A 12,518-nucleotide genomic window follows, 5' to 3' on the forward strand; every position below is an offset into this window, starting at 1 on the left:
ATCTCTCGATGTCGTCTCGTCGCCTTCCCTCGGCTTTTCACGAACCTTTCTGCATTTCGGTCCATAACCTCAAGGAGATGCACATGGCACCCATCGTCCGAGTCAGGGTCTCGGGTCCGCTGGCCTGCTTCACGCGGCCCGAGGCCAAGGTCGAGCGTATGAGCTACGACCTGCCCACGCCCTCCGCGGCGCGGGGAATCCTGGACAGCATCTGTTGGCGGCCGCAGATGCGCTGGCATGTTCGGGCCATCGAGGTACTCAGGCCCGTGCGCACCATCGCGCTGCGGCGCAACGAGGTGCAGTCCAAGGTCACGGTCAAGGGGAAGACCGGGGTGACGGGCTGGATGGCCGACCCGGCTGGCTACGTTCCCTTCGCCGCCGGCGCGGGCAGCGAGGAGGGCACGCCCCGCGCCACCCTGGCGCTCAAGGACGTGGCCTACGTGATCGAGGCCGAGCCCATGGTCTTCGACGGCTCCGGGGACAACACGCCGCAGAAGTACGCGGCCATGCTCACCCGGCGGGTGGAGAAGGGGCAGTGCCACATCCGGCCCTGCCTGGGTTGCCGCGAGTTCGCGGCCGACTTCTGCCCGCCCGACCCGGCCGAGAGGCCCATCGCCGAGAGCCGCGACCTCGGCCGCATGCTCTACGACATCATCTTCGACCCCGAGGCCGGGAACACCCCGGTCTTCTTCCAGGCCCGCCTCGCGAACGGCCGCATGGAGACGCGCGCGGAAGAGGTCGTTGCCGACGAGGCGTTGCGTAGGAGGGTGCTGGCATGCTCGTACAGGCACTAGCCGCCTACGCGGACAGCTATCTCGCCGACGATCTTGCGGCCATCGCCTTCGAGGAGAAGCCCGTGCGCTATCTCATCGAGCTTGACGACGCCGGAGGCTTTCACGGCATCCGCGAGCGGGTGCGCCAGGAGACGCGGCTCGTGGGCAAGAAGGAGAAGAGCGTGGAGGTGGTGGACACGCTGCGCGTGCCCCGTTCGCCCGTGAACCGCAACAGCGGCGTGCATCCGCTGCTGGGCTGCGACGCCCTGCCCTATCTGCTCGGGCCGAGGCCGGGCGTCTGGACCGCGGAGGGCAAGGAGGAAAAGGAAGGACGCAACCACGCGGGCTTCGTCGAGTTCGTCCGCGCCGTGGCCGAGGAGACAGGCGACCCGTCCCTTGCCGCCTGCGCGGCCTTCTATGCCGATCCGGAGGTGGTGGAGCGCGCGGCGGCCGAGGTGGCCGCGCTGAAACCGCCCCCCGGCGCCCTGGCCTGTCTGAGCGTGCGGCCCGAGCAGCTGGACAGCGACGATCCCGGCGGACCGGTGGTCGACCGCCCGGCGGTGCGGCGCTACTGGACCGCCCATTTCGAGCGCGCCTCCGGAGAGCGCCATGCCAAGGGCGGGGAGGGCATGTGTCTCGTTTCCGGCGAGCACGGCCCCCTGGCCGTGACGCATGGCCTGATCAAGGGCGCAGGCAGCCTGGGGGGCCAAGCCGCGGGCGTGGCTCTCATGTCCTTCGACAAAGCCGCCTTCCGCTCCTACGGCTGGGAGAAGAACGCCAACAGCCCGGTGAGCCCCGGCCGTGCCTCGGCCTACGTGCTGGCCCTGAACGATCTCCTGCGGCCGGGCGCGCACCGCAGGGGCATGTCGCGCGGCGTGAGCCTGCACATGCGCTCGGACTACGGCGGCATGGCCTTCCTCTACTGGACGCGCGACCCCACGGACGCTCTGCCCATCCAGATCCTGCAGGCGCCCGATCCGGACAACGTGCAACGGCTCCTGGACACGCCGCACCATCCCTCGCAGATGCCGCACGGCCTGGCCGGACGCGGCAACGAGTTCTACCTGCTGGCCGTCTCGGGTAACGGAGGCCGGCTCGTGGTGCGCGACTGGTATCCGGAGAGCCTGGAGCAGGTGACGGACAACGTCCGGCAATGGTTCACCGACTTGGCCATGGCGGACGTCTTCAAGGGCGGTGAGCGCGCCCGGCCACCCTCGATCTATGCGCTTCTCTACGCCGTGAGCCCGCCGGGGCGCGAGCCGAGCGACAAGGTCAACGCCCGCCCCTCCCTCGCGCTCATGCGCCGGGCGCTCCACGGTCTGCCGCTCGGGCGCTCGATCCTGGCCGCGGCCCTGAACCGGCTGCGCCGCGAGCAGGGAGACAATCGTCTGGCCGCGGACCGCCTGGCCATCGTGCGGCTGTGCGTGAACGACATCGCGAAAACCAAACAAGGAGGGCCAGTCATGGCCGAATGCCTGGACAACGACCAGAACGACGCCGCCTACCTCTGCGGCCAGCTGCTCGCCGAGTACGAGGCCCTGCAGTACCAGGCCCTGGGCGACGTCAACGTCACCGTGGGGGACCGTTATTACGCCATGGCCTCGACCAGGCCTCTTCTGGCCTTCAAGCGGCTGGAAGATCTGAGCCGTGCCCATCTGAAGCGGCTGCGGCGCGACAAGAAGGCCGCGGGCATTGCCCTGCAGCAGTGCATCACCTCGCTCGTCAAGCGCATCGGGCAGAGCGCCTGCGGGAATTTCCCCGCAGCATTGAGCCTCGAGGAGCAGGGCCGCTTCGTCATCGGTTACCACCACCAGAAGGCCGATAACGCGCGCAAGGCCCGGGAGGCGAAGGCCGCCAAGGAGGCGGGAAAGGCCTCTCCCGATTCCGGTGGTTCTCCGGACATCGTCGATTCCACCCCCGCCATGCCCTAACCGAAACCACGAAAGGAGACGCATAATGAGCACGCCCATCGCCAACCGCATCGACTTCCTGCTGCTTTTCGACGTCAAAGACGGCAATCCCAACGGTGATCCGGACTTCGACAACACCCCGCGCTTCGACCCCGAGACCTTCCAGGGGCTCGTGTCCGACGTCTGCCTCAAGCGCAAGATCCGCGAATGGGTCTTCGCGGCCAAGTCGCAGGGCGGGAAGATCGAGCCGGGCTACGACGTCTTCGTGCTGCAGGGCCATTCCCTGGAGAGCCGCCAGAAGATGCCCTACGAGCATCTCTCCGAGCTCGCGGGCAAGGCCAAGGGCGCCAAGACCACGCGCGGCGACGTCGAGAAGGCCCGGGAGTGGATGTGCGCCAATTTCTTCGACGTCAGGGCTTTCGGCGCGGTCATGAGCACCACGGACTTCAACTGCGGCCAGGTGCGCGGCCCGGTGCAGCTCACCTTCGCCCGTTCCTTCGACCGCGTCCTCTCCACGGAGCACGGCATCACACGCGTGGCCTACACCACGGAGAAGAAGGCCTCGGAGACCTCGGCCCAGACCGAGATGGGACGCAAGCACACCGTGGCCTACGGGCTCTACGCCGCGCACGGCTTCATCTCGCCCGCCTTCGCGGGCGGGCCGAGCGGCACGGGCTTTTGCGCCGACGACCTCGCCGTGCTCAAGAAGGCCCTGGTGAACATGTTCGACCTGGACCATTCGGCCGCGCGAGGGCTCATGCGCACGCGCCGCGTCTTCGCCTTCGAGCACTCCTCGCCCCTGGGCAACGCGCAGGCAGGCAGGCTCTTCGACCTGGTGAAGGTGGCGCGCAAGGAGGGCGTGGAATCTCCGCGCGGCTTCGATGACTACGCGATCTCGTCGTTCGCGGAGATCGCGGCCGCCTGTCCCGCCGGGGTGACGGTCGCGGACTGGGCCGCGGAGTAGCCATGGACGATCCTCTCCCGCTCTCGGCCCTTGCCCATCTGCTGTACTGTCGCCGCCGCGCGGCGCTGGTGCACGTGGAGCATGCCTGGGTCGAGAGCGTGTTCACGGCCGAGGGTCGGGTCCTGCACCACAAGGTGGACAGCGACCCTCGGCTGGAGAGGCGGGGCGACGTGCTCGTCGCCCGCATGCTTCCCCTGCGCTCGAAGAAGCTCGGGCTTTACGGCGTGGCCGACAGCGTGGAGTTTCACCGCGACGGGGCGGGGGCGCGCCTGCCCGGTGTGGCCGGACGATGGCGGCCCTTTCCCGTGGAATACAAGCGCGGCAAGCTCAGGCGCGAAACCGGCTATCTCGTGCAGCTCTGCGCCCAGGGGATGTGCCTGGAAGAGATGCTCGGGGCGGGCGTCCCCGCCGGAGCGCTCTTCTTCGGCACGAACCGCCGCCGTCTGGCCGTGGACTTCGAGCCGGGGCTGCGGGCGCGCGTCCTGGCCGAGGCCGAGGACCTGCAGGGGCTGATCCGAAGCGAGCGAACTCCCCCGGCCGTATATGACCGGTCCAAGTGCGCGGCCTGCTCCATGAAGTCTTTGTGCCTGCCAGGACTTGGCGCGAAAGGGGCTCCCGTGGCGGCCTATCTGAAGCGCACGCTGGGGCGAGAGGAGGATGCGTGAAACCCCTTCTGAATACCTTGTTCGTGACTACGCAGGGCACATACCTGGCCAAGGACGGAGAGGCCGTAGCCGTGCGTGCGGACGGCGAAACCAGGGCCAGGTTCCCGGCGCACACCCTGGACGGCGTGGTCTGTTTCGGCCAGGTCTCCATGAGTCCCGCGCTCATGGCGCATCTGGCCGAGAAAGACGTGTGCGTGAGCTTTCTGTCCGAGACGGGCCGTTTCCTGGCCCGCGTGCAGGGACCCGCGCACGGCAACGTGCTGCTCAGGCGGCAGCAGTACCGCATGGCGGACGATCCGGCCGCCTCCGCAGGCATCGCCCGCATGACCCTGACGGGCAAGCTGCACAACTGCCGCGCCGCTCTGCGTCGCAGCGCCCGCGACCACCCGGAACGTCCGGAGGCCACGGCGTTGTCCGCCGCGGCGGACGCACTGGGGGACCGGCTCCAGCGGTTGCCTCTCGTCGCAGGACTCGAGGACTTGCGCGGGCTGGAGGGGGAGGCCGCCCCTGGACCCGGTGAACTGTCTTCTCTCCTTCCTCTACACCCTGCTGGCGCACGACGTGCGCTCGGCCCTGGAGAGCGTGGGGCTGGACCCGCAGGTGGGCTTTCTGCACCGGGATCGGCCGGGCCGGCCGAGCCTGGCGTTGGACCTCATGGAGGAGTTCCGGCCCGTGTTGGCGGACCGCCTGACGCTCACCCTGCTGAACCGGGGCATGCTCGGTCCCAAGGATTTCAGCACCGTGGTCAGCGGCGCGGTGAGCCTCACGGACAAGGCCCGCAAGACGGTCATCACCGCCTGGCAGGAGCGCAAGCGGGACGAGGTGGAACATCCTTTCCTGCGCGAGAAGATGGCCGTGGGGCTTCTGCCGTTCGCGCAGGCCCTTCTGCTCGCGCGGTTTCTGCGCGGCGATCTGGATGCCTATCCGCCCTACCTTTGGAGGTGACCATGCTCGTGCTCGTCAGCTACGACGTCTCCACCATCGATCCCAAGGGACCGGGCCGCCTGCGGCGCATGGCCAAGATATGTCAGAACTGGGGGCAGCGCGTGCAGAATTCCGTCTTCGAGTGCCTTGTGGACCCGGCGCAGTGGACGGCCCTGCGCGCCAAGCTTCTCGATTGCATGGACCCGGAGCACGACAGTCTGCGCTTTTACTTCCTCGGCGCAAATTGGCAGCGTCGCGTGGAACATGCCGGGGCCAGGAAACCGATTGACCAGGAGGGGAATCTCATCGTCTGAAGCGCTGCGCGGACCCCAAGCGGACACGAAAATCCCGGGAGGTTCGCGCGGGGAAAAATTGATGGAGAATCGGATTGTTAGGCGAACGGGTCCGCTCGTGGAGGCGCTCAACGCTTCCGCTCGGGCGTCGCTCGCGCACCTGCCCCCGGCAAGCCGCACGGATCATGGCTTGCCGGAGCGGGAGTCGCCCCTCGCACAGGGGCGTGGATTGAAACCCGGTCAGCAGGACCGAGCCCGCGGCCGCCGTGGTCGCCCCTCGCACAGGGGCGTGGATTGAAACCTTGCGTCAGGTCCGCCGCGTCCAGGCCCAGGCCAGCGGTCGCCCCTCGCACAGGGGCGTGGATTGAAACATGCCCGCATCGCGCGCGCTGGCGCGCACGGAGGTCGCCCCTCGCACAGGGGCGTGGATTGAAACATCGGAGGGTGGTTCACCTGGTGGCAGATCTCGGTCGCCCCTCGCACAGGGGCGTGGATTGAAACATAGAACCCCACGGTGAAAAGACCGGGGTTGTGTCGCCCCTCGCACAGGGGCGTGGATTGAAACAACCTGACTCATGGCGGGAGACTCGAGCCCGGGGTCGCCCCTCGCACAGGGGCGTGGATTGAAACGCATTCCACGGCGGGCGGGCAGCAGTTCACGCGGGGTCGCCCCTCGCACAGGGGCGTGGATTGAAACGGAATAAAGCCATGCCTCTCCCGCGGCAAACGCGTCGCCCCTCGCACAGGGGCGTGGATTGAAACGAGATCGGCGGCGAGCCCTACGTCATCGCGGACAGTCGCCCCTCGCACAGGGGCGTGGATTGAAACAACGAGGACTCCACCAACGAAATGCGTCGGCGCAGTCGCCCCTCGCACAGGGGCGTGGATTGAAACAGCATCTTGCCAGTGGCCGTTAATCGGGCCGGAACAGTCGCCCCTCGCACAGGGGCGTGGATTGAAACATCCGTGAGGGGCTTTCCCGAGGCGATGGACAGGGGTCGCCCCTCGCACAGGGGCGTGGATTGAAACGCCGTCCTCAGTGATACGGAAGCGGATTTCCGGGAGTCGCCCCTCGCACAGGGGCGTGGATTGAAACTTATCGATTTTGAGATAAAACTCGAGAGGCGCGGCGTCGCCCCTCGCACAGGGGCGTGGATTGAAACACCTTCCTTCTTAAAGGTTACAACCCCAGCTGGCCGTCGCCCCTCGCACAGGGGCGTGGATTGAAACCAGTTCCACGAAAACGGCCACGCGCGCCGCCGTGTCGCCCCTCGCACAGGGGCGTGGATTGAAACGCATGGAGCAGCATCCTCGAGCGTTGGCGACCGGGTCGCCCCTCGCACAGGGGCGTGGATTGAAACACGGTCGGCCTGCAGGTGGCCACCCTGGCGGCCGGAGTCGCCCCTCGCACAGGGGCGTGGATTGAAACATCACCACGGCCGCGCACACCTGGGCGCGCACGGGTCGCCCCTCGCACAGGGGCGTGGATTGAAACCAGGCGAACACGGCCTTGAGGCCGTTCCAGATGTCGCCCCTCGCACAGGGGCGTGGATTGAAACATCGTCCAGCCAAAGGCATGTCCCGTCCTCGCGCCTGTCGCCCCTCGCACAGGGGCGTGGATTGAAACACGGATGGTCGCCCCGGAGACGTACTCGCGCTTGGTCGCCCCTCGCACAGGGGCGTGGATTGAAACATAAATTGCGGCTCGGTTGTACTCTGGCCGCAAGTCGCCCCTCGCACAGGGGCGTGGATTGAAACCTCCTGCCCCGGTGCGGGTGCGCTATGCCGAGGTGTCGCCCCTCGCACAGGGGCGTGGATTGAAACACGAGAAGAGCCCCTGCCGGACAACCTTGATGCCGTCGCCCCTCGCACAGGGGCGTGGATTGAAACCTGCACGATCACGTTGCGTGCGGCCCACTCCGAGTCGCCCCTCGCACAGGGGCGTGGATTGAAACTCTATGATCCTGGTCGGCCATTTCGTGCCTGTAGGTCGCCCCTCGCACAGGGGCGTGGATTGAAACGTCAGCGGCCCGGGCCGCGCGCAGGATGGACGACGTCGCCCCTCGCACAGGGGCGTGGATTGAAACCAGGCTCATGAGCCCGTAGTCCGAAGTGACCGCGGGTCGCCCCTCGCACAGGGGCGTGGATTGAAACGGCGTCCTTGATCGGGCTGTTGTCGTGGCCGTGGAGGTCGCCCCTCGCACAGGGGCGTGGATTGAAACAACCTCCTGCACGGCAATCCGCGGCTGGTGGTGGTCGCCCCTCGCACAGGGGCGTGGATTGAAACAGGTCCAGGGAGCCGCCGACGCTCAGCCCCTCGGGTCGCCCCTCGCACAGGGGCGTGGATTGAAACTTCCATGACGGCCACGCCCCTGTCCGTGTCCCAGTCGTCGCCCCTCGCACAGGGGCGTGGATTGAAACGATAATCTTGAACAGCCAAGCCAGCTTGCCCGAGTCGCCCCTCGCACAGGGGCGTGGATTGAAACAAGTCCTCGCTGCGCTCCATCAGCGCGGCCCTGCGTCGCCCCTCGCACAGGGGCGTGGATTGAAACCTGCCTGGGAGCGCAGAGTACTGCCTGATCCTCGTCGCCCCTCGCACAGGGGCGTGGATTGAAACATCCCGGTCGCCGGTCAGCAGCTTGCGCAGGCGTCGCCCCTCGCACAGGGGCGTGGATTGAAACACGCGGTAGGCGTCGGCCCGCTTGGAGAGCGCAGGTCGCCCCTCGCACAGGGGCGTGGATTGAAACGTAGATGCGTTCCCAGGCCCGGGCCGCGGCCCTGGTCGCCCCTCGCACAGGGGCGTGGATTGAAACTCTTGGCCTCGTGGCCCTGGGCCGTTGGCTGCAGTCGCCCCTCGCACAGGGGCGTGGATTGAAACAGGTCCATGCCGTGGCTCTCCGGCCACTCCCCGTGTCGCCCCTCGCACAGGGGCGTGGATTGAAACGTCCAGGCCGTGCTTGATGGAGTAGAGCTTGATCAGTCGCCCCTCGCACAGGGGCGTGGATTGAAACAGAGGTGACCATGCCGAAGCTGCGCACGGCGTGGGGTCGCCCCTCGCACAGGGGCGTGGATTGAAACAATGTCCGCCTGATCCAGGCGGACGAGGCCGGGAGTCGCCCCTCGCACAGGGGCGTGGATTGAAACATGGGCAGGGGCTCGTCCTGCACCACCGTGATCGTCGCCCCTCGCACAGGGGCGTGGATTGAAACGTGAACCGGCTGCGCGCGCTGCGCAGGCCGAAGGGGTCGCCCCTCGCACAGGGGCGTGGATTGAAACGGGATGAGCAGGCCGCGCTTGATGCAGAGGGAGCGTCGCCCGTCGCACAGGGGCGTGGATTGAAACAACGCCTGCGAAGGCGTGCTCGCGGAGGGTGTGGTCGCCCCTCGCACAGGGGCGTGGATTGAAACGAATTCAGGCCGGGTGGTTTTCTGATCAACGGCTGTCGCCCCTCGCACAGGGGCGTGGATTGAAACAGGAAGTCGGAGTCGATCTCGTACTCGGTCCAGGTCGCCCCTCGCACAGGGGCGTGGATTGAAACATCATGACCGCCGCCATGCTGGCCGTGGGCCTGGGTCGCCCCTCGCACAGGGGCGTGGATTGAAACAAAAGGTACAGGAACTCCGTGAAGCCCTTGTGGTCGCCCCTCGCACAGGGGCGTGGATTGAAACTACCGCAGACAGGTCGGACAGTCTGCCTGGACGGTCGCCCCTCGCACAGGGGCGTGGATTGAAACCAGACCATCAAGTGGGACGATCCAGCCCCGTGCAGTCACCCCTCGCACAGGGGCGTGGATTGAAACCCGTCTCTCCGCTTGCATGGCCCCCGCCAGGGCGTCGCCCCTCGCACAGGGGCGTGGATTGAAACAGCTTGTGCCAGACGCTCGAACTCCGATCGGCGTCGCCCCTCGCACAGGGGCGTGGATTGAAACATTGCTTCGAGCCCATGCAGGCCGAGCATGGCTGTCGCCCCTCGCACAGGGGCGTGGATTGAAACAGATAGGCGTCGAGGACATAGTCCTTGAGGGTGGTCGCCCCTCGCACAGGGGCGTGGATTGAAACTTCTGGAACTCGGCGTCGATGCCGAAATCAGGCGTCGCCCCTCGCACAGGGGCGTGGATTGAAACTCCATGAGCGAATCGGACTTTGCCTCGCTCACCGTCGCCCCTCGCACAGGGGCGTGGATTGAAACCTCACCGAGAAGCATTTCAAGGCCCACGGCACCACGTCGTCCCCGCTCTGGAACACGGAGAGACACTTGCGCCGCTTCTGCCAGGACGCCCCGTCCTACCCGTCCCAGGCCAGGTCGTAGCTCGTCGTGCGCCCGCCGCCTTCGCGGCGGGTCAGCACGCCTTTGTGCAGGAGGTCCTCGATCTCCCTGAAGGCAGTGGCGCGGCTCGCGCCGGTCATGGTCACGTACTTGCGGTTCGAGAGGCCGCCCGTAAAGCCGCCCGGTCCGGCCTCGGCCAGTTTGGTGACGACCTTGCGCTGGCGCTCGCTCAGCGGAGTTCGGCCGTGGGCCTGCCAGAACCTGGCCCGGGCGAAGACCGCGTCCAGTATCTGTCCCGAGCGGGCCAGGGATTTCAGGTGGCAGTCGATGAACCAGCAGAGCCATTCGGTGACGTCGCCATCGCCCTTCTGGGTGCGTTCCAGGACCTCGTAGTACTCTTGGCGGGTGCGCATGATCTGCGACGAGACGCTGTAATACCTGACGCCCTGCCCCTCGTGCTGGGCCAGGGCCATGTCGGACAGGGTCCTGGCCAGCCGCCCGTTGCCGTCGTCGAAGGGGTGGATGGTCACGAACCACAGGTGCGCCATGGCTGCCCTGACCACCCCGGCCATGGTGGCGCGGCTTTGTGCCCACCAGCGGAGAAAGGCGTCCATCTCGCCGGGCACCCTTGCCGCGGGCGGGGCCTCGAAATGCACCTTCTCCCTGCCCAGGGGGCCGGACATGACCTGCATGGGGCCGAGCCTGTCGTCCCGCCAGCTCCCCACGGTGATCTCCTTGAGGCCTGAGGTGCCGAGCGGGAACATGGCCTTGTGCCAGCCAAAGAGCCGTGCTGCGCTCAGCGGCGCGTCGTGCTCCCTGGTGGCATCGAGAAGCACGTCCACGACGCCCTGCGCGCGCCTGTCCTCGGGCGCCATGCCCGCATCGGAAAGCCCCAGCCGCCGGGCGACGGAGGAACGCACCGAATCCCGGCGGAAGAGCTCGCCCTCGATCTCGCTGGTGGTCAGGGCCTCCTCGGTCAGGATCTCGGCCGCGGCCGCGGTCCTGTCCGCCATGCCCAGCTGCCCGATCCTGCCGAAGAACAGCCCCGATGCGTACGCGTCCTCGCTCAGAAGCTTTTCCAGCTCGCGGGAATCGTAGACAAGCTTCGGCCAATCCGGCCGTTCCCAGATGTAGCGCGGTTTTCTCGGATTCATTTTTGTTCCCGGTGAAGCGATTATTTCCACTATTCGCTTCATTTTATGAGGCGAATATAGGGGCTAATCGCTTCATGGGCAAGGAATCTTTGCGGCGAGGTTCCCGAAGGGGCGTGGTTGACCGAGTGCGCGGCCAGCCACCGGGACGGCCGCGTGGGCCTGGCGATCAGATCAGCTCCTCGGGAGGAAGAAGGCCGAGAACCATCCACAGGACGCGGACGGTGAACCGGGCGATGCCGAAGGTGATGAATCCGAGGATGAGCGCTGCGCCCGCCGTTCCGTCCTCGTTCCCGGACGGCAGGTGCGAGAGCACGAACCAGCCGAGCGGGGCCCAGAGCGCGAGCACGAGCAGGCGGTAGATCCAGGTGGACAGGGCGGACGCGTTCGGTTTCGACATCGGCGCAGCCTTTCGGGAAGGGGTTTCTTGTCTCGGTAGACAGCGCGCGTGCTTGCGTCAAGCGCCGGGATGGGCCGATGCGGGCAACGGGCATGGGCGGTGGACGGATTGACGGGGGATGCGCCAGGGCCTATCGGGGAAGTCGAGGTCGGCGCGACACGGTGATGAATCTCCCGGCCGTAGCACGTCGCCAGACGGAGCGCCATGCGGGGTTGCCGGGCTCGGCCCGGACTGAGAGGCCCCGCCGCCGACCTCATCCCCACGCGTTTCATTTTCCCGGCTCCCCCCCAACCCTGTTTTCGCCGCGGGGTAGCCCGGCGTCGCCACGCGCGAGCGCAGCACACTTCGGACGGGGGGGACGGGCGACGCGGGGGCTGGTCAGTCCGACTCGTCCCCGAGAGCGCTCCCGTAGTCAGGCTCAATCTGATGCTCCTTCAGGGTCACGACACAGAACTTTCCGACATCGATCAGACTGCCGTCCGTGCCGAATACAGGCTTCTGGAGAATGAATTCCACCTCGTACGCCCCGCAGTCGCCGAGCGTGTCGATGACCGCCCCCAGCTGCCCGCGGCGCAGATGCACCTCGTCGAGTTCTCCGAAAGAGGGCCTGGCCGTGATGGCGTCCGTCAGGCGCACGGTGTCGTTCTCGCGAAATCGCATTGCAGGCTCCTCGATTGAGGCGGTGGGCAGGCGCGGCCATGCGGCCGACCATCGTTTCGTGACGTTCTCGCCGTATCTCCGGGCGGTGGTCGCGTCAACGGTCGTCGGCTTCTCGAAGAGCAGGGGGGACGACGTCCTTTCCTTCCATTCGCGGCCGCATAAGGTGGATAGGTTCTCCGCTTCCGCGCAGGTACGCTGGACAAGGCCGAAATCCTTGTCCGCCATCCATTCCCATGCAGGAAAACCCCTGCCGCAACCAAGCGCAACTCGCTGAAATCATGGACCGCGTGCGCGTCATGCGCAGGGAGAGGCGGGATGCCGGAAGACGGAACTCTGCCGATAGTTGCAGTGGGCAAGCGGGGAAGTCCGAGCCCGGCTGAATAGAGCGGCTCCAGGCGGCCCAAACCTGCTCGGTCAGGCGTGAGACTTCAATGATGACCGCCTGCTGTCGAAAAGGCAGCAGGCCTTTTGCGCGGCGACGTGAATGGGCGGTTTCGGGATACGTCGCACCC

The 12,518-nt window shown here is 66.9% G+C and carries 8 protein-coding genes, 1 pseudogene and 1 CRISPR repeat array; of the genes and pseudogenes, 6 read left to right on the forward strand and 3 right to left on the reverse strand.

Translation table 11 applies throughout. The annotated features are described in order from the left end of the window. Window positions 1–83: 83 nt before the first annotated feature. The 6 genes and pseudogenes from cas5c to cas2 all read left to right on the forward strand — a co-directional run bounded on the left by cas5c (window position 84) and on the right by cas2 (window position 5,550). The gene (cas5c, locus tag DSX2_RS05610; RefSeq protein WP_020880187.1) at window positions 84–794 is read left to right on the forward strand and encodes a type I-C CRISPR-associated protein Cas5c; all 711 of its coding nucleotides are present in this window, start codon (window positions 84–86) and stop codon (window positions 792–794) included. Next, the gene (gene cas8c, locus DSX2_RS05615) at window positions 776–2,704 is read left to right on the forward strand and encodes a type I-C CRISPR-associated protein Cas8c/Csd1 (protein ID WP_020880188.1); all 1,929 of its coding nucleotides are present in this window, start codon (window positions 776–778) and stop codon (window positions 2,702–2,704) included. The genes cas5c and cas8c overlap by 19 nt, the downstream gene beginning before the upstream one ends. Window positions 2,705–2,729: 25 nt before the next feature. After that, window positions 2,730–3,647 carry a type I-C CRISPR-associated protein Cas7/Csd2 gene (gene cas7c, locus DSX2_RS05620; protein WP_020880189.1) on the forward strand — a complete coding sequence of 306 codons (918 nt, stop codon included), beginning with the start codon at window positions 2,730–2,732 and terminating at the stop codon, window positions 3,645–3,647. A gap of 2 nt (window positions 3,648–3,649) precedes the next feature. Further along, window positions 3,650–4,312, forward strand: a complete 663-nt coding sequence (gene cas4 / locus DSX2_RS05625; protein WP_020880190.1) for a CRISPR-associated protein Cas4 — start codon at window positions 3,650–3,652, stop codon at window positions 4,310–4,312. Window positions 4,313–4,383: 71 nt separating this feature from the next. Beyond that, a pseudogene (cas1, locus tag DSX2_RS05630) lies at window positions 4,384–5,257 on the forward strand (CRISPR-associated endonuclease Cas1). A 2-nt stretch (window positions 5,258–5,259) separates the two neighbouring features. Next, window positions 5,260–5,550: a CRISPR-associated endonuclease Cas2 gene (gene cas2 / locus DSX2_RS05635; protein ID WP_020880192.1), complete on the forward strand. Its 291-nt coding sequence runs from the start codon at window positions 5,260–5,262 to the stop codon at window positions 5,548–5,550. Window positions 5,551–5,733: 183 nt separating this feature from the next. After that, a CRISPR array of direct repeats spans window positions 5,734–9,717; the repeat unit is 32 nt; unit sequence GTCGCCCCTCGCACAGGGGCGTGGATTGAAAC. A gap of 95 nt (window positions 9,718–9,812) precedes the next feature. Here cas2 and DSX2_RS05640 read toward each other — a convergent pair. From DSX2_RS05640 to DSX2_RS05650, 3 genes are all read right to left on the reverse strand, one after another. Beyond that, entirely contained in the window at window positions 9,813–10,949 is a 1,137-nt protein-coding gene (locus tag DSX2_RS05640; protein WP_020880193.1) for a Fic family protein, read from the reverse strand. 166 nt (window positions 10,950–11,115) lie between these two features. Then, a complete protein-coding gene (locus DSX2_RS05645; protein ID WP_020880194.1) occupies window positions 11,116–11,346 on the reverse strand; it encodes a hypothetical protein in 231 nt (76 codons plus the stop codon). Between the two features lie 378 nt (window positions 11,347–11,724). Beyond that, entirely contained in the window at window positions 11,725–12,231 is a 507-nt protein-coding gene (locus DSX2_RS05650; RefSeq protein WP_035040927.1) for a hypothetical protein, read from the reverse strand. Window positions 12,232–12,518 lie beyond the last annotated feature (287 nt).

The organism is Desulfovibrio sp. X2 (assembly GCF_000422205.1).
Lineage (GTDB): Bacteria > Desulfobacterota > Desulfovibrionia > Desulfovibrionales > Desulfovibrionaceae > Alkalidesulfovibrio.

Excerpts from the sequence above, each read along its gene's own strand:
- cas5c (WP_020880187.1), top strand. The coding sequence starts at position 84 with ATGGCACCCATCGTCCGAGTCAGGGTCTCGGGTCCGCTGGCCTGCTTC.
- cas8c (WP_020880188.1), top strand. The coding sequence starts at position 776 with ATGCTCGTACAGGCACTAGCCGCCTACGCGGACAGCTATCTCGCCGAC.
- cas7c (WP_020880189.1), top strand. The coding sequence starts at position 2,730 with ATGAGCACGCCCATCGCCAACCGCATCGACTTCCTGCTGCTTTTCGAC.
- cas4 (WP_020880190.1), top strand. The coding sequence starts at position 3,650 with ATGGACGATCCTCTCCCGCTCTCGGCCCTTGCCCATCTGCTGTACTGT.
- cas2 (WP_020880192.1), top strand. The coding sequence starts at position 5,260 with ATGCTCGTGCTCGTCAGCTACGACGTCTCCACCATCGATCCCAAGGGA.
- DSX2_RS05640 (WP_020880193.1), bottom strand. The coding sequence starts at position 10,949 with ATGAATCCGAGAAAACCGCGCTACATCTGGGAACGGCCGGATTGGCCG.
- DSX2_RS05645 (WP_020880194.1), bottom strand. The coding sequence starts at position 11,346 with ATGTCGAAACCGAACGCGTCCGCCCTGTCCACCTGGATCTACCGCCTG.
- DSX2_RS05650 (WP_035040927.1), bottom strand. The coding sequence starts at position 12,231 with ATGGCGGACAAGGATTTCGGCCTTGTCCAGCGTACCTGCGCGGAAGCG.